Source organism: Variovorax sp. OAS795 (genome assembly GCF_040546685.1).
Lineage (GTDB): Bacteria > Pseudomonadota > Gammaproteobacteria > Burkholderiales > Burkholderiaceae_C > Variovorax.
In genome coordinates this window covers 322,733-338,206 of record NZ_JBEPOH010000002.1, presented here as the reverse complement: position 1 = coordinate 338,206, position 15,474 = coordinate 322,733, and the positions used below count along the sequence as shown (strand labels likewise).

The window sequence follows — 15,474 nt, the reverse complement described above, 5'->3', positions numbered from 1 at the left end:
GGTCAAATTCACAACACAATGAGCGTTGTAGCAATGACCACAAACAGTGTCAATCAGACCACGGAAGGCGACGGCAGCCGCTATCGGCCGCTCCTGGCCGCGGTGCGCGGGCTCGTCCGGTGCGACGCCGCCGCGCTGCTGCAGCTCGACGCCGATGTGCTGCGCCCGGTGGCGGTGGACGGGCTGAGCGACGAGACGCTCGGGCGGCAGTTTCCGGTGGCGGCGCACCCGCGCTTTGCGCGCCTGCTGGAGAGCGGGCGGGGCCTGCGCTTTGCGCACGACTGCGGCCTGCCCGACCCGTATGACGGCCTGGTCGCGGGGCAGCCGGGCATCCTGCCGGTGCACGACTGCATGGGCGCGCCGCTGCGCCTGCGCGGCGCCATCTGGGGCCTGTTGACGCTCGATGCGCTGGAGCCCGGCGCTTTCGAAACCGTGACCCCGGCGCAGCTCGATGCGATGGTCTCGCTGGTGGAGACCGGCATCGAAGCCGCCCACACGATCCAGGAGATGGAAGCGCGCGCGATGCGCGAGCATGCCGTGGCCCAGGCCCTGCGCTCGGGCCGGGGCACCACGCGCGAGCTGCTGGGAAGCAGCGCCGCCATGAAGCAGCTCTACAACGAGATCGACACCGTGGCCGTGTCCGACCTCACGGTGCTGCTGCTCGGCGAGACCGGCGTGGGCAAGGACCTGGTGGCGCAGCGCCTGCATGCGCGGTCGCAGCGGCGCGACCAGCCGCTGGTGCAGGTGAACTGCGCGGCCCTGCCCGAGACGCTGGCCGACAGCGAGCTGTTCGGTCACAAGCGCGGCGCATTCACCGGCGCCGTGCAGGACCGCAGCGGCAAGTTCGAGATCGCCGACGGCGGCACGCTCTTTCTCGACGAAGTGGGCGAGCTGCCGCTCACGGTGCAGGCCAAGCTGCTGCGCGTGCTGCAAAGCGGCGAGGTGCAGCGGCCCGGCAGCGACCGCACGCTGAAGGTCGACGTGCGCGTGATCGCGGCCACCAACCGCGACCTGCCCGCCGCCATTGCACAGGGCCGCTTCCGCGCCGACCTGTACCACCGGCTGTCGGTCTACCCGCTGGTGGTGCCACCGCTGCGCGAGCGCGGCCGCGACGTGGTGGCGCTGGCCGGCGGCTTTCTCGAAGAGAACCAGCATCGCCTTGGCGCGCGCAACCTGCGGCTCTCGCCGGCCTCGAAGGCCGCCCTGCTCGCGCACGGATGGCCCGGCAATGTGCGCGAGCTCGAACATGTGATCAGCCGCGCATCGCTGCGCGCCTTCACCGAGCAGCGCCGCGGCGCGCGCTGGACGGCGATCGAGCCGCATCACCTGGCGCTCGATGGGGCGGCAGTCGGCAATGTCGAATCGGTGTCTCCGGTCCTGCCTGCCACGTCGCCCACACCCGCCACCAGTCCATCAGGCCTTGCCGCCACGGGCGGCACGCTGCGTGATGCCACGGAGGCGTTCCAGCGCGCATGGCTCGCGGACTTGCTGGCGCGACACCACGGGCACATCGCCAATGCCGCGAGGGAGGCGGGTATCGACCGCAGCAACTTTCATCGGATGCTGCGCAAGATGGGGCTGCGGCCGGCTGCAAGAGAGTCCGTAAATGCCCGAGGCTGACCCCCGCTCTCAAGCACCTGAAGCCACCGGACTTCGCTAGCCGAATATCGGGAATAGATCACACAAGAAGGTACATCTGTCATCCATTGGTTAGGCGCCTCATGATATGGTGCCTCCACGATGCAACTCGAACAAAAGTATCTTGCCCTTTTGGCGGAAGCCGAACGTCGAAACCTTGCGGATGTGGAGGGAATCCGCCTTTGTTTTCAGATCTTGTCTCTGGCATCTTCTATCGATCGGGAGTGCGCTGCGCAACTGGCACCGCATGGTCTGTCAGAAGCGCGCTTTGTTGTTTTGTTTCTGTTGGACGCAGCACCAGACGGCGTCCCGCCACATGTCCTGGCCGATCAAGCTGGTGTGCGTCGTGCCACCGTAACGGGCTTGCTCGATGGATTGGAACGCGACGGCTTCGCTCGACGCACGGCGTCCCCGACTGACCGGCGAAGCCGTCTGATCCAACTCACGCCGAAGGGCAAAACAACAACAAAACGGCTCTTCGCAAAACACAATCAATGGATTGCCAGTTTGCTGGGGGACGTCTCTGAACGTGAACGCAAAACGCTGTCGAAGCTGTTGGCCAAAGTGGCAGCTCGAACGATGCGCCAAGCGGCACCTTCGAAAGGCCACGGAGACCTCGAATGAGCATGGCCAATAAGAGCGTATCCCGAGAAACAGAAGAGCCGGCTTCCGTATTGAATGCCTTGAGTGAAGGCTCGCGGCAAACTCGTACCCTTGCCGAATGTCTCGCCGTCGATCAGGCACGACTCGCGCGAGCTACGTTGCCTGACGCTGGCGCGGAGGTATTCCGAACCTTTGACGCGGCAGCAAGATTGGGCATCTTGCGCCGTATGCAAGTCGAGGGTGCGACGCTGCTTGCTCGCTACGGCCTGAAAGACGGGTTAGCGCGCTGCAAGTCACATACCTCAGACACTGTGCGGGGATGGGGTTGCTTCATCGTTGGTGCCAGTCCAGATCTGGAGCTATCGGAACGGCTGATGCATATCGCCTCCCTGGCGGATGACGCTCATTTCGGTGTGCGCGAGTGGGCATGGTTGGCGTTGCGCCCTCACCTGACAGTCGAGTTGAAGCGCAGCATCACGTTGCTGCTGCCATGGACGTCAGAACCATCCGAGCGCTTGCGCCGGTTTTCGTCCGAGGCTCTGCGCCCGCGCGGCGTGTGGTGTTCCCACATTCCTTCATTCAAGCAAGACCCATCGCCGGGGCTCGCACTGTTGCAGCCGCTGCGCGCCGACCCTTCGCCCTATGTGCAGGATTCAGTCGCCAACTGGCTCAACGATGCCGGAAAAACCTCCCCAGAGTGGGTTCGATCAATTTGTAGCGAGTGGCAACTCGGACACATCTCCCCCGCGACGCGTCGTATCTGTGCGCGGGCTTTGCGCAACCTGAAGCTTTGAAAGGAAACCCATGACGCAGTATCTCGTTGAACTCTATTCTCCCAATGCACGTTGGACAGAACAGTCTTCAGACCAACGCAAAGCATTTGTCGATGGCATCAAGAACGGCATGGCCGGACTGGCGACCTTGGGAATCGAGGCGCTGGCGTTGGGTGAGATTGACCGAACCGTTGATCACTCTGGCAAGCACCGCTTTCTAGGGATATGGCGCTTCCCAAATCTGGCGGCCCGCGATGCACTTCTGGCCGGAATCCTGGCAAGCGGCTGGTACGACTACTTCGACCATATCAATGCCGCGAGCTCTGGTGGCAATCTGGAACCGCATCTGACGGACTTGATGTCTTGACCGGCGTCGTAGGCTTGCTTCCGTCGGTGTAGCCTCGCGCCATGGATTCCCTCATTGCCGCCTCTGCGCGCGCGCTCGCCGCGGGCGACGCGCTCGGCGCCCTCAAGCGGGTCGCCCTGCGTGACGACCCGCCCGCGCTGGCCTTGCGCGGCATCGCGATGGCGCAGCTGGGCGAGCACCCGCGTGCGCGCGAACTGCTGCGGCGTGCGGCGCGCGGCTTCGGGGCGCACGAGGAACTGGCGCGGGCGCGTTGCGTGGTGGCGGAGGCCGAGGTGGCGATGGCGATGCGCGACTTCGGCGTTTCGCCGCGCGCGCTCGCGGCGGCGGCGGACACGCTCGATGCGCATGCAGACCGTGCCAACGCGATGCAGGCGCGGCTGATTGCGGCGCGCCGGCTGCTGCTGCTCGGCCGGCTGGAAGCGGCCACCGCCGCGCTGGCGCCGCTGGACGCGCGCGAGCTCTCGCCTTCGCTGGCAGCCGTGGCCGAACTGACCGCCGCAGAACTCGCGCTGCGCTCATTGCGCATCGTGCCGGCGCGCTCGGCCCTGGCCCGGGCGCACGAGGCAGCGACGCGTGCGCGCGTGCCCGCACTGCTGGCCGAGGTGGCCGAAGCGCGGGCCGCGCTCGAGCGCCCTGCCGCCAGGCGCCTCATTGCCGGCGGCGAGCAGGCGTTGCGGTTGGACGAGGTCGCGGCGCTGCTGGCCTCCGATGCACTGGTAATCGATGCCTGCCGGCGCGGCGTGGGCACCGGCGAGGCATGGCGGCCGCTGGCGCGCCGGCCGGTGCTCTTTGCCCTGGCGCGCGCATTGGCCGAGGCATGGCCCGGCGACGTCGATCGCGAAACGCTGATCGCGGTGGCCTTCAACACCCGCCGGCCCGACGAGACGCATCGCGCGCGCCTGCGGGTCGAGATCGGCCGGCTGCGCGCACTGGTCGCGGCACAGGCCGGCATCGAGGCCAGCGCACGCGGCTTTGCGCTCAGGCCGCGCGATGCGCGCGACGTGGTGGTGCTGGCACCGCCGATTGACGGTGAACAGGCCTCGCTGGTGGCGCTGCTCTCCGATGGCGCGGCCTGGTCGACCTCGGCACTGGCCCTGGCGCTGGGCGCGAGCCAGCGCACGGTGCAGCGCGCGCTGGCCGACCTGGAAACCGGGGGTCGGGTGCGCTCCATCGGCCGCGCGCGTGCGCAGCGCTGGCTGGCACCGCCGCTCGCGGGATTCACGACGATCTTGTTACTCCCCGCTGCGCTGCCGATTGAATAGAGTTGTCTCCAAGGCACCGATCCCGGCGCCCGCCACCCAAGGAGCCAGCGATGAACAACACTGCAACCCGCAAGAAAGACAAGATGCAAGCCGTGCCGCGTGCGGCCGAGATCGTGCGCGAGTACGGGCCCTTTGGCGGCGCCGCCAACGTGCACGGCGTGACCCACGACGGCCAGCGCGTCTGGGCCGCCACGGGCGCGAAGCTGGTCGGCTTCGATCCGGCCAGCGGCGAGGCCACGCGCACGCTGGACTGCGTCTGCGATGCGGGCACCGCCTTCGACGGCACCTACCTCTACCAGATCGCCGAGGCGCGCATCGACAAGATCGATCCGGCCAGCGGCAAGGTGCTGGCGTCGATCCCCACGCCCGGCCAGGGCAGCGACTCGGGACTGACCTGGGCCGAAGGCAGCCTGTGGCTCGGCCAGTACCGCGACCGCAAGATCCACCAGATCGATCCAGTGAGCGGCGCGGTGTTGCGCACCATCGAATCCAACCGCTTCGTCACCGGCGTGACCTGGGTCGATGGCGAGCTGTGGCACGGCACCTGGGAGGGCGACGAAAGCGAGCTGCGCCGCATCGACCCCGCCGACGGCGCGGTGCTGGAGCGGCTCGAGATGCCGCGGGGCGCGGGCGTGAGCGGGCTCGAGTCCGACGGGGCCGACCTCTTCTATTGCGGTGGCGGCGGCAGCGGCAAGGTCCGCGCGGTGCGGCGCCCGCGGGCTGGCAAGTCCTGAACACGGCCCATCGAGCCCAAGGAGACAACGCAATGAACACCGCCATCGCCGAAACCCCCATCGCCAACCATGCCGTCGTGTCCAGGGACCAATGGCTGGCCCAACGCAAGGCGCTGCTGGCACGCGAGAAGGAACTGACGCACCTGCGCGACCAGATCGCCCGCGAGCGCCGCGCATTGCCATGGACCCGCGTCGAGAAGACGTACGTCTTCGACACGCCCGAAGGCCCGCGCGCGCTGGCCGACCTGTTCGAAGGCCGCCGCCAGCTGCTGGTGCAGCACTTCATGCTCGGGCCCGATTGGGAGCAAGGCTGTCCGAGCTGCTCGTACATGGCCGACCACCTCGGCGGCATGAAGGTGCACCTGGAGAACCGCGACGTGACGCTGCTGGTCGTCTCGCGTGCGCCGCTCGATCAGATCGTGCTTTTCCGTGACCGCATGGGATGGCAGTTCCGCTGGGTGTCGTCGCACGGCAGCGATTTCAACTACGACTTCAACGTGAGCTTCACGCCGCAGCAATGGGCGGAAGGCAGGGGCGAGGTCTACTACAACTACAGCGTGCGGCCCTTCCCGGCGCAAGAGGCACCGGGCATCAGCGTGTTCCACAGGGACGACGCGGGCGCGGTCTTCCACACCTACTCGACCTACGAGCGCGGCGTGGAGGCCATGATGGGCACCTACAGCCTGCTCGATCTCACGCCCAAGGGCCGGGACGAGCGCAACCCGGTCCATGCGATGGACTGGGTGCGGCACCACGACCGCTATTCACCAGCGCCAGTGCCAATGCCGGAAGCAAAGCCGGTGGCTGCGGCCGGCTCGTGCTGCCACGGGCCGGACTGAGTTGGCCGCCGGGAGCACCGCATGGCAAGCCTCTGGCCCTGGCTGGTGGTGGCCGGTGTGGGCGCGCTGCACGGCCTGAACCCCGCCACCGGATGGCTGTGGGCCGCGGCCTGGGGCGTGCGGTCGAACGACCGCGCACAAGCGCTGCGGGCCCTGCTGCCGATCGCCATCGGGCATGCCGCCTCCGTGGCGCTGGTGGCGGGCGCCGTGGCCTTCGGGGTGTCGATGGACCGTACCCTGCTGCAGGTTGCCGCGGGCGGGCTGGTCGCCGTTCTTGCAGCGCTGCACTTCTGGGGCCGCACACCGCGCGCAGCGCGCGCCCCCGCCGGGCATGCGGGCCTGGCGCTCTGGTCTTTCATGATGTCGACCGCGCATGGCGCGGGCCTGATGCTGGTGCCCGCGCTGATCCCGCTGTGCATGGGCGACGCCTCGAGCCGGGACACCGGCGCATCGGACTCGCTGCTGCTGGCGCTCGCGGCGGTCGGCGTTCACACCGCGGCCATGCTGGCGGTCACCGGCGCGGTCGCGCTCGGTGCCTGCCGCGGCTTCGATGCCGGCGCGCGCTGGGCATTGAAGCTCAGGAGCATCAAGAGCTTCAGGCGGAAGCCGGGACCCGCGGCCCCGCATCGTTCCTGACCCTGTCCGTTCGAGGGAACGCGAGCGCAATGGCCACCGCGCCGAGGCCCACGGCCATCGAGCCGATGTACATCCACGCATAGCTGCCGTAGCGGTCGAACAGCCAGCCGCCCAGCACCGGCCCGAGCGCCATGCCGAGGCTCGAGAGCATGGTTGCCGCGCCCAGCACGGTGCCGAGGATGCGCGCTCCGAAATAGTCGCGCGCCAGCACGGCGTAGAGCGGCATCACGCCGCCGTAGGCCAGGCCGAAGACCACGGCCACGGCGTAGAAGCCAGCAAGCCGGTCGACCAGCAGGTAGCTTGCGGCGGCAAGCGCCTGGATCAACAGGCCCGCCACGAGCACCCGCTTGGCGCCGAGACGGTCCGCCATCACGCCGAACAGCAGGCGCCCGCCCAGGCCGGCCGCGCCTTCCATGCTGTAGATGGTGACGGCCGCGAAGGTCGGCAGCCCGCAGCCGATGGCATAGCTCACGGTGTGGAAGATCGGCCCCGAGTGCGCCGCGCAGCAGGCGAAGAAGGTGGCGCCCAGCACCAGGAAGGCACGCGAGCGCAGCGCCTTCCCGACCGGCATCGGCTCCGCCGGCTTCGCGTCACCGGGACTTGCCGCGGGGGCGGTGCCGGGCGCCGCGCGAATGAACCAGACCGCGGGCAGCAGCACGATCCATGCGCCGATGCCGATGATCAACTGCGCCGTGCGCCAGTCGTACCGCGTCACGAGCCATGCCGCGAGCGGCGCGATGGTCATGGGCGCCACGCCCATGCCGGCCGACACCAGCGACACGGCCAGGCTGCGATGCCGCTCGAACCACGAGGCGGTGGTCGAGATCACCGGCGCGAAGAAGCTGCCCGCCGCAATGCCCATCATCACGCCGAACAGCAGCTGGAACTCGACCAGCGAGGTCGCGCGGCTCGCCAGCACGGTGGAGAGCCCGAGCAGCACGGTGCCCGCCAGCACCACGAGGCGCGGGCCATAGCGGTCGCTCAGCGCGCCCCACGCGAACCCCGCGACACCCATGCTCAGAAAGGCGAAGGTCATGGCGCTGGAAATGCCGGCGCGCGACCAGCCGGTGGCCGCGCTCATCGGCTCCAGGAACACGGCCAGCGAAAACACCACGCCAATGGCCACGCAGGTCATCAAGGCGCCGGCGGCCACGATGGACCAGTTGTGATCGGTCCCGTTCGCGGAACCATGGGCGGCAGGCATGTTCATCGGTCGTGTCCCAAGGCCAGTTGAAGATAGTCAACCAATCGGTTCACTATATACGACTTCAAGCTTGTCGTGGGGATCGCGGGCGTTGTTTCTCAAGGCACGAGGCGTGGCACCCCAGCAGGACTTCACCGCATGCCAAAAGGAGCTGGGCTCGACGTAGCCCAGCCGTTCGGCGATGTCCGGCAGCGGCATGCTGCCCTGCGTGAGCAGGAAGAGCGCCTCGTCCATGCGTGCGGCCTCGAGCACGCGGCGAAACGGCATGCCCGTTTCGCGCAGCCGCCGCTGCAGCGTGCGCGGCGCGATGCCCAGGCTGTCCGCCACGTCGGCGCAAGACACGCGATGAAAGCCGAGGCTGCCGACCGCCGCCCTCACCGCCGCCTCGAGCGACTCCGACGAGCTCTGCGCGCGCAGCATGCCGTCGGCCTGTGCACGCAGCACCGACAACAGCGCCGGATCGGCGCCCTGGAACGGCGTATCGAGCGTGGCGTCGTCGTAGCACACACGCACCTGCGCCGCGCCCAGGGTGACGGCGCAGCCGAGCAGCTCGGCATAGCGCGGCGCCAGCCGCGTGTCCGGCCCCGTGAGTTCGATCAGGCGCGGCGCCACGTTGCGCGTGCTGCAGCGCCGCAGGAAGGCCATCAACCCGCCGAGCAGCGAATCGATCTGCATCGCGTGCATGGGAACGTGGCAAGGCGTGACGGCGTAGCGCAGTTCGAGACCACCCTCGACCTTGTGGACGCCGATGCGTCCGCTGTTGCTCACCAGCTGCTGGTAGCGCTCCATGTGCCACGCGGCGTCCCGGAGCGACGGGCTGTGCATCATGAGGAGTCCGGCCACGTTCATCGCCTGCAGCGGAAGGCTCATGCCGACCTTCAAGCCGAGCAGCGGGTCTGTCGACAGCCCGGCCGCGCGCTGCCAGAGCCGCCGCGCGAGCACCAGGCTCAGCTGGCGCGTCGGCGCCATGCGTCCCACGCCGGGGCCCCAGAGGCCGGCCGTGAGGCGGGTCGGGTCCAGCTCCTGGAGTTCCAGCTGATCGACCACGGCATCGAGCCACGTCGAGAGGATCGTCATGTGCGCGGGCATGGCGGCAGGCTAGAGGGGCCGGCGAGCAGCGTCAATGCGGGTTGGCATCTCAAAACAATTTTCTGTCGTGCCGGAGCAATGACAGCCCCGCCTGCGCGCTCGAAACTGGCGCCGCGCAGACAACAACGATGAAGGAGACGACATGACAGTGGAGAACCACTACGAGCACATCCGCGTGCAGCCGCAGCCGAACGGCTTCGGCGCCGCCGTCACGGGCCTGTCGATTGCGGAGCCCCTGCCCGCGCCGATGCTGGACGAAGTGAAGAAGGCATGGGCCGCGCATTCAGTCATCTCCTTTCCCGACCAGCCGCTCACGCATGACCAGCTCGAGGCCTTCACGCGGCAGTTCGGCGAGTTCGGCGTCGACCCCTACATCGTGCCCATGGAAGGGCATCCGCACATCCTGGAGCTCAGGCGCGAGGCCGGCGAGAAGGCGGTCAACTTCGGCGCGCAATGGCACTCCGACTGGAGCTTTCAGCAGGAGCCGCCGGCCGGCACCATCCTGCACGCCAAGGTGACCCCGCCCGTGGGCGGCGACACGCTCTATGCGGACTGCTACCGCGCCTATGCGGACCTGTCGGACACCATGAAGGGGCTGCTCGACGGGCTGGTCGCGATCCACTCGGCCAGCATGCCCTACGGCAAGGACGGCCTGTTCGCCAAGGAAACCGAGGCGCGCACGATGAAGATCGTGGTGAGCGAAGAGGCCGACAAGACCTGGCCGCATCCGCTGGTGCGCGTGCATCCGGTCACCGGGCGCAGGGCGCTGTACGTGAGCCCGGTCTACACGCTGGGCATCCAGGGCATGACGCGCGGGGAGTCGGCCGCGTTGCTGGGCTACCTCTACCAACACATGGTGCGCGATGACTACGTGTACCGGCACCGCTGGTCGCCCGACATGCTCACCCTCTGGGACAACCGCTGCACGGTGCACAACGCCGAGGGCGGCTACGACGGGCACCTGCGCCTCATGCACCGGACCACCATCGCCGGCGAGCGCCCGATCGGCGTCTCGGCCGACGGTTCGCAGCCCTGACATGGATCACCCGATGAACAACACCCCCGACCTGAGCTTCAAGCGGGCGCGTGACCGCGGCGAACTGAATGGCCGCTTCGACACCATCGTGATCGGTTCGGGCGCCGGCGGCCTGACCACCGCCGCGCTGCTGGCGCTGGACGGCCAGCGCGTGCTCGTGCTGGAACGCCACGCGGTGCTGGGCGGCTGCCTGCAGTCATTCACGCGCAAGGGCTTCGAATGGGACGTGGGCCTGCACTACATGGGCGAGGTGCACCGCAAGACCAGCGGCCTGTACCGCCTGTTCGACAAGGTCTCGCGCGGGCAGCTCGCGTGGGCGCCGATGCCGGCGGTCTACAACCGCATCGTCGTGGGCGAGCGCAGCTACGACCACGTGGCGGGCGCCGAGGCCTACAAGGAGCAGCTGAAAACGTACTTCCCGCACGAGGCCGCGGCCATCGACCGCTATGTGGAACTGGTGGTCGATGCGAATCGCGCGGCCAAGGCGTTCTTCGGCGAGCGTGCGCTGCCGCTGCGCGTGTCCGATGCCTCGGCCAGCGCACCGCAGGCGGCGTTCGGCGCCTACTCGCAGCGCACCGTGCTGGAGGTGCTCGACGAACTGACCGGCAATGCCGAGCTCAAGGCCGTCTGGTGCGGCAACTATGGCGACTACTGCAACTCGCCCGCCGAGGCCTCCTTCGCCATCCATGCGATGGTCTTCCACCACTACATCGATGGCGCGAGCTATCCCGTGGGCGGCGCGCCGCGCATTGCCGAGGCCATGGCGGAGACGGTGCGTGCCGCCGGCGGCGCCTGCCTGGTGGCCGCCGACGTCGTGGGCCTGAAGATGCACGCAGGCCGAGTGACGGGCGTGGTGACCGCCGACGGCAGCGCCATCGAGGCGCGCCGCGTGGTCAGCTCGATCGGCATCGCGCAGACCTTGCCGCTGCTGGCCCATGCCGATCCGGAATTGGCCGGGCCACTCGCGCAAGCCAGCAACGCCCTGGGAACGACCCAATGCTTTGCCGTGCTGAACATCGGACTGGACGCGGGCAACGGCGAGCTCGACATCCACCCGGCCAACCTGTGGGTCCACCCGGGCAACGACCTCACGGGCAACCTCGCGCGCTACAAGGCCGATCCCGCGGGCGAGGCCATGCCGCTTTACTTCATCACGCACCCTTCGCTGCGCGACCCGAGTTGGGCGCAGCGCTACCCCGGCCGCAGCACCATGGACATCTGCGGCCTCACCGACTGGTCCGTGTTCGAGCGCTTCGCGGGCACCGAGTGGATGCGGCGCGGCGGCGCGTACGACGACATGAAGGCAGGGCTTGCCGAACACCTGCTGGCCGAGGCCACGCGCCGTTTTCCGCAGATCCAGGGGCGCGTGGCCCATGCCGAGCTGGCCACGCCGCTGAGCTTCAATCATTTTCTCAACCGCACGCAAGGCAACTTCATGGGCTTCGAGCAGACACCAAAGCGCTTCGCCCAGCGCTGGATGCGCGCCCATGCGCCGGTGGAGGGCTTGTACTTCAGCGGCCAGGACGTGGCCGTCGCGGGGGTCAGCGGTGCGATGGTGGGGGGACTGGTCGCGGCCAGCGCGGTGCTGGGGCGCGACCTGTTTCGGGAGCTCAGGCCTTGATCGATCCTGGTATTCGCCGTTTATGCGTCACAGAGATAATTGACGTTTATTCGTGAGAGAGAGACCCAGATCGTTTTCTGGCTGACGCCGCTGTACGACGTGCGTCCTATTTCTCCGGCATCGCCGAAGAATGGTGGCTGGTGATCAGCCATTGGCTGCCGTTCCACCGGTACGTGTAGGTGTAACGCGCCTTGACGACTGCGCCCGTCTTGGCGAAGGTGAAGGTGTACAGCCCGGCATCGACCGCCGTGTTGCACCCGATCTCTATGGTCCTGGAGTCGATGCGGCCGAAGGGCCGGTTCTCCAGGAAGTGCTCGAAGTAGTCCTGCTTTTGCGCCGGATCGAGACGCGGGGTGTTGGAAACAGTGGCCAGCAGGACCGATTTTTCCGCGTAGTTTGCGACCACCTTGCGCGCTTCGCCGGTTTGCAAGGACTGATTCCAGCGGTCGAACAGCGCGGCAACTTCCTGCTCGCTGCTTGCCTTGCAGGCTTCGGTCCGCGCAGAGGCGGAACCGGGTGGATTCGAGGCGCATCCCGCAAGCAAGACGCCCGCGGCAAAAAGCGAACATGAGATTGCTTTCATCACGGGAGCTCCTTGTAGTTGTAGGAGCTGACTGTAGGTGAGTGCAGCGCAGCCGGGTAGGATTTTTTGCGGCGGCGCACGCGATCCCTACTGCGCCTCGATCCCGAACTCCCGCATCCGCCGGGTGATGACGTCGAAGTCGCGCTTGTAGTTCGCCGTGAACTGCTCCGGCGTGGTGTTGAGCATTTCCAGTCCGCGCTCGGCCATGCGCGCCTGGACATCGGCGTTCGCTGCCGCGGTGCGCAGCGCGACGGTCAGCCGCTCGATGGCCGCGGGCGGCGTCTTGGCCGGCGCGACGAAGGCGATCCACACGGCGGCCTCGAACAGCGGGTCGTCGAAGCCGAGCTCGCGCATGGTGGGCACCTGCGGCAGCACGGCCGAGCGCTCACGCCCCATGATGGCCAGTGGAACGATCTTGCCGGCCTGCACGTGCTGCCGCGCAAGGCCCGCGGAAGTGAGGCCGATGCTCACGGTGTTGCTCAACAGGTCGGCCATCACCGGTGCCTCTCCGCGCTGAGGCACATGGACCATGCGTGCATCGAGCTTGCGGTTGAGCGCCTCGCCCGCCAGGTGGCCGAGGCCTCCCGGGCCCCAGGTGCCATAGCTGAGCTTCTGGTCCGGCCGGGCGGCCAGCTTGCGGAAGTCGTCCATCCCCTTCACGCCGAGTTCGAGGTTGGCCGAAAGGATGGCGGGGCTGCGCACCACCTGCGTGAGAAAGACGAAGTCGCGCTGCGGGTCGTAGGGCAACGTCTTGTAGAGCGCGACGTTGTTGATGAGCGAATCGCCGAGCGTGACCGCGATGGTGTAGCCGTCGGGCGCGGCCCGCGCCACCTCGCCCAGCCCCACGGCGCCATTCGCGCCGGCGCGGTTGTCGATGACCATGGGCTGGCCCAGCAGCTTGGCGGCATGCTCGCCGACCAGGCGCGCAACGAAGTCGCTGGCCCCGCCGGCCTGGTTCGTCACGACGACGCGGATCGGCTTGTTCGGGAACGTTGCCTGCGCCTGGCTCGCGAGCGGCAGCCCGGCGAGCATGGCGAAACCCATGGCGAGAAAATGGCGGCGCATCGGAGGTTCCTTCGTCTTGTGTTTGGAATGGGGTTCAGTTCGCATTCGCCCTGCCCTGCTCGCGCTCGACTTCCTGCTGCAGCAGGCGGCGGAACTGGACCAGCGCGGCATCCATCGCCAGCGGCATCATCGGCACGCCCTCGTCGATGTTCCGGTACTGGGCGGTGATGGTTTCGCGGTCTTCCTCGAACGCCGTCACGAGGCCGCGGTAGATGGTCTCGGTGACCGCGGGGTCGGCGATGCTGCTGCGGTGCGACTGCTGGAAGAAGTAGTGGGTGGTGGTTTCCGTCTCGGGCGTGAGCGCCTGGCAGCTGTGCAGCTGGACGCCGCCGCGCAGGTCGCCTTCGGCCTGCCCCACCGGCGCGCCGCCGGACTTCATCAGCAAGGTGCCGGGCAGCACGAAGTCATAGATGAAGTAGCGGTCGACATTGCTGTCGAAGCGCTGGAACGACTTCCAGAACGGCGACGGCGGAACGTCGGGCACGTGCCGCGTCACGCGGATGCCGCGCGGCACTCTCTCGATCTTCGGCACGGCCTGCGCGATGGCGGTCGACCCGCCGAGGGTGCCTTCGTGCACGTAGCTCAGGTGCGAAAAATCCAGCAGGTTGTCGCACACCAGAAGGTAGGACGTGTCGTAGTGCACGTAGCCGGGCCTGTAGCGCCAGTCGGGGTGGTCGCACGAGAAGTTGTCGGGCAGCAGCGCCCGGTCCGCCAGTGCCGGATCGCCCATCCAGACGAACACCCACCGGTTGTGCGAGACCACGGGATAGGTCCGCACGCGCACCTTCACGGGGATGCTGGCGAGCCCGGGCGCCTCCACGCACGCGCCGTCGGGCGCAAATTTGAGGCCGTGGTAGCCGCAGCGCACGCAGTCGCCTTCCTTGCGGCCGCGCGACAGCGGTGCATGCCGATGGCAGCAGCGGTCCTGCAGTGCGACGAGTTCGCCGCCCTCGGTCCGGTAGACCAGGATCGGCTCGTCGAGCACCGTGCGCGTGAACAGCGCAGCGGCGGATATCTCGTGATCCCACGCAATGACGTACCAGCAATTTCGAACCCACATGCCTGTCTCCAAGAGTCCAGGCACTGTAGGAATTCGCGGTCTTTGCGTCTGTCCCCGCCGAAGGGTACAAAAGCCTCCGGGCGATTCCCTAGTGGGTGAAGCGCAGCAGCTGCTGGCGGCCGTGGATCGACAGCTTGAGGTACGCGCGCTTGCGCAAGGTCATCACGGTCGAGGCGGCCACGCCCAGGTCGGCCGCAATGCCGTCGGCGCCGATGCCGCACGCAATGCGCGCGCACACCTCGCGCTCGCGCGCCGAGAGCTGCGGCGCGGTGCGCTGCAGCGTGCGCTCGATGTTCGCCACGCGCAGCGGCGTATCGGCCGATGCGCGCTCTGCAAAGAGCGCGTTGCGGTGCGCCCGCTTCAGCAGCGGCGCGAGCCCGAGCAGGCGCGCCACGTCCGATTCGCCGAAGCTTCCGTTCTGGCGGTTGCGGTACAGGTGGATGGCGAAGACCGTGCGGGGCACCGGCGTGTAGAGAAAGCTCAGCCGCCCGGTCAGCTTGCGGTCGACGAAGATCTGCTCGCGCCAGGCCGGGTCGGGAATGTCGGCCAGGTCGTACAGCAAGGCGGTCACGGGCGCATCGGACGGCGCTTCCGCGCTCATGCGCGTGGCCAGGCGCGTGATGTCGTCCGCACGCCGGAAGCGCTTCTTGTACAGCGCGAAGCACTCCGCCGTGATGTTGTGATGCCGCCCGGCCGCATGCCCTTCGACCTGCGACGGAACGCCGTCGATGTATTCGACGAGCGAGATGTATTCGACCGGCACCACCTGGTTGATGAAGTCCAGCATGTCGAGCGCGGGGGCCTGCTCGCTGCCGGCATCGAGCAGATGCGCGACGGCCCCGGCGTCCAGCAACTGGCCGGCGGGTGGCGTGTCGAGAAACCAGGTGGAGGGCATCGCGCCCAATATAGGCAAGGCGCGCCGGTTTCAACAGGGTGGAAGCCCGGGGCCGCTCGCAGGTGACTC

16 protein-coding genes are annotated in these 15,474 nt (G+C 68.0%); 10 read left to right on the top strand and 6 right to left on the bottom strand.

The window, feature by feature from the left end; all coding sequences use genetic code 11:
• Positions 1-33: 33 nt before the first annotated feature.
• The 8 genes from norR (at position 34) to ABID97_RS27060 (ending at position 6,852) form a co-directional block, all read left to right on the top strand.
• Positions 34-1,620 carry a nitric oxide reductase transcriptional regulator NorR gene (gene norR, locus ABID97_RS27095; protein ID WP_354402378.1) on the top strand — a complete coding sequence of 529 codons (1,587 nt, stop codon included), beginning with the start codon at positions 34-36 and terminating at the stop codon, positions 1,618-1,620.
• 120 nt (positions 1,621-1,740) lie between these two features.
• Positions 1,741-2,262: a MarR family winged helix-turn-helix transcriptional regulator gene (locus ABID97_RS27090; RefSeq protein WP_354402376.1), complete on the top strand. Its 522-nt coding sequence runs from the start codon at positions 1,741-1,743 to the stop codon at positions 2,260-2,262.
• On the top strand, positions 2,259-3,035 hold the full coding sequence (locus ABID97_RS27085) for a DNA alkylation repair protein (protein WP_354402375.1): 777 nt from the start codon (positions 2,259-2,261) through the stop codon (positions 3,033-3,035). Before ABID97_RS27090 ends, ABID97_RS27085 begins: the two co-directional genes overlap by 4 nt.
• A gap of 10 nt (positions 3,036-3,045) precedes the next feature.
• A complete protein-coding gene (locus tag ABID97_RS27080) occupies positions 3,046-3,381 on the top strand; it encodes a DUF6616 family protein (protein WP_354402373.1) in 336 nt (111 codons plus the stop codon).
• A gap of 41 nt (positions 3,382-3,422) precedes the next feature.
• Positions 3,423-4,643, top strand: coding sequence for a helix-turn-helix domain-containing protein (locus ABID97_RS27075; RefSeq protein WP_354402372.1), 1,221 nt, complete (start codon positions 3,423-3,425; stop codon positions 4,641-4,643).
• A gap of 50 nt (positions 4,644-4,693) precedes the next feature.
• Entirely contained in the window at positions 4,694-5,377 is a 684-nt protein-coding gene (locus ABID97_RS27070) for a Vgb family protein (RefSeq protein WP_354402370.1), read from the top strand.
• A 32-nt stretch (positions 5,378-5,409) separates the two neighbouring features.
• Entirely contained in the window at positions 5,410-6,216 is an 807-nt protein-coding gene (locus tag ABID97_RS27065) for a DUF899 domain-containing protein (RefSeq protein ID WP_354402369.1), read from the top strand.
• 21 nt (positions 6,217-6,237) lie between these two features.
• On the top strand, positions 6,238-6,852 hold the full coding sequence (locus ABID97_RS27060; protein WP_354402367.1) for a hypothetical protein: 615 nt from the start codon (positions 6,238-6,240) through the stop codon (positions 6,850-6,852).
• Here ABID97_RS27060 and ABID97_RS27055 read toward each other — a convergent pair.
• Both ABID97_RS27055 and ABID97_RS27050 read right to left on the bottom strand, forming a co-directional pair.
• A complete protein-coding gene (locus ABID97_RS27055) occupies positions 6,812-8,062 on the bottom strand; it encodes an MFS transporter (RefSeq protein WP_354402365.1) in 1,251 nt (416 codons plus the stop codon). The genes ABID97_RS27060 and ABID97_RS27055 overlap by 41 nt on opposite strands.
• 30 nt (positions 8,063-8,092) lie before the next feature.
• Positions 8,093-9,145, bottom strand: coding sequence for an AraC family transcriptional regulator (locus ABID97_RS27050; protein WP_354402363.1), 1,053 nt, complete (start codon positions 9,143-9,145; stop codon positions 8,093-8,095).
• Positions 9,146-9,287: 142 nt separating this feature from the next.
• Here ABID97_RS27050 and ABID97_RS27045 point away from each other — a divergent pair, with 142 nt between their 5' ends.
• Together ABID97_RS27045 and ABID97_RS27040 are read left to right on the top strand one after the other, a co-directional pair.
• The gene (locus ABID97_RS27045) at positions 9,288-10,181 is read left to right on the top strand and encodes a TauD/TfdA dioxygenase family protein (RefSeq protein ID WP_354402362.1); all 894 of its coding nucleotides are present in this window, start codon (positions 9,288-9,290) and stop codon (positions 10,179-10,181) included.
• Between the two features lie 13 nt (positions 10,182-10,194).
• The gene (locus tag ABID97_RS27040) at positions 10,195-11,802 is read left to right on the top strand and encodes a phytoene desaturase family protein (RefSeq protein ID WP_354402361.1); all 1,608 of its coding nucleotides are present in this window, start codon (positions 10,195-10,197) and stop codon (positions 11,800-11,802) included.
• 106 nt (positions 11,803-11,908) lie between these two features.
• Here ABID97_RS27040 and ABID97_RS27035 read toward each other — a convergent pair whose 3' ends face one another.
• From ABID97_RS27035 to ABID97_RS27020, 4 genes are all read right to left on the bottom strand, one after another.
• Complete coding sequence (locus ABID97_RS27035) at positions 11,909-12,385, bottom strand: nuclear transport factor 2 family protein (RefSeq protein WP_354403066.1); 477 nt, start codon at positions 12,383-12,385, stop codon at positions 11,909-11,911.
• An 87-nt stretch (positions 12,386-12,472) separates the two neighbouring features.
• Positions 12,473-13,450 carry a Bug family tripartite tricarboxylate transporter substrate binding protein gene (locus ABID97_RS27030; protein ID WP_354402359.1) on the bottom strand — a complete coding sequence of 326 codons (978 nt, stop codon included), beginning with the start codon at positions 13,448-13,450 and terminating at the stop codon, positions 12,473-12,475.
• Between the two features lie 34 nt (positions 13,451-13,484).
• A complete protein-coding gene (locus ABID97_RS27025) occupies positions 13,485-14,510 on the bottom strand; it encodes an aromatic ring-hydroxylating dioxygenase subunit alpha (RefSeq protein WP_354402357.1) in 1,026 nt (341 codons plus the stop codon).
• Positions 14,511-14,598: 88 nt separating this feature from the next.
• A complete protein-coding gene (locus ABID97_RS27020) occupies positions 14,599-15,405 on the bottom strand; it encodes a helix-turn-helix transcriptional regulator (RefSeq protein ID WP_354402356.1) in 807 nt (268 codons plus the stop codon).
• Between the last annotated feature and the right edge of the window lie 69 nt (positions 15,406-15,474).

What these genes read in the sequence shown, in the direction of transcription:
- ABID97_RS27055 (WP_354402365.1), bottom strand. Translation starts at nt 8,062, where the DNA reads ATGAACATGCCTGCCGCCCATGGTTCCGCGAACGGGACCGATCACAAC.
- ABID97_RS27085 (WP_354402375.1), top strand. Translation starts at nt 2,259, where the DNA reads ATGAGCATGGCCAATAAGAGCGTATCCCGAGAAACAGAAGAGCCGGCT.
- norR (WP_354402378.1), top strand. Translation starts at nt 34, where the DNA reads ATGACCACAAACAGTGTCAATCAGACCACGGAAGGCGACGGCAGCCGC.
- ABID97_RS27035 (WP_354403066.1), bottom strand. Translation starts at nt 12,385, where the DNA reads ATGAAAGCAATCTCATGTTCGCTTTTTGCCGCGGGCGTCTTGCTTGCG.
- ABID97_RS27030 (WP_354402359.1), bottom strand. Translation starts at nt 13,450, where the DNA reads ATGCGCCGCCATTTTCTCGCCATGGGTTTCGCCATGCTCGCCGGGCTG.
- ABID97_RS27025 (WP_354402357.1), bottom strand. Translation starts at nt 14,510, where the DNA reads ATGTGGGTTCGAAATTGCTGGTACGTCATTGCGTGGGATCACGAGATA.
- ABID97_RS27020 (WP_354402356.1), bottom strand. Translation starts at nt 15,405, where the DNA reads ATGCCCTCCACCTGGTTTCTCGACACGCCACCCGCCGGCCAGTTGCTG.
- ABID97_RS27070 (WP_354402370.1), top strand. Translation starts at nt 4,694, where the DNA reads ATGAACAACACTGCAACCCGCAAGAAAGACAAGATGCAAGCCGTGCCG.
- ABID97_RS27060 (WP_354402367.1), top strand. Translation starts at nt 6,238, where the DNA reads ATGGCAAGCCTCTGGCCCTGGCTGGTGGTGGCCGGTGTGGGCGCGCTG.
- ABID97_RS27045 (WP_354402362.1), top strand. Translation starts at nt 9,288, where the DNA reads ATGACAGTGGAGAACCACTACGAGCACATCCGCGTGCAGCCGCAGCCG.
- ABID97_RS27090 (WP_354402376.1), top strand. Translation starts at nt 1,741, where the DNA reads ATGCAACTCGAACAAAAGTATCTTGCCCTTTTGGCGGAAGCCGAACGT.
- ABID97_RS27075 (WP_354402372.1), top strand. Translation starts at nt 3,423, where the DNA reads ATGGATTCCCTCATTGCCGCCTCTGCGCGCGCGCTCGCCGCGGGCGAC.
- ABID97_RS27065 (WP_354402369.1), top strand. Translation starts at nt 5,410, where the DNA reads ATGAACACCGCCATCGCCGAAACCCCCATCGCCAACCATGCCGTCGTG.
- ABID97_RS27040 (WP_354402361.1), top strand. Translation starts at nt 10,195, where the DNA reads ATGAACAACACCCCCGACCTGAGCTTCAAGCGGGCGCGTGACCGCGGC.
- ABID97_RS27080 (WP_354402373.1), top strand. Translation starts at nt 3,046, where the DNA reads ATGACGCAGTATCTCGTTGAACTCTATTCTCCCAATGCACGTTGGACA.
- ABID97_RS27050 (WP_354402363.1), bottom strand. Translation starts at nt 9,145, where the DNA reads ATGCCCGCGCACATGACGATCCTCTCGACGTGGCTCGATGCCGTGGTC.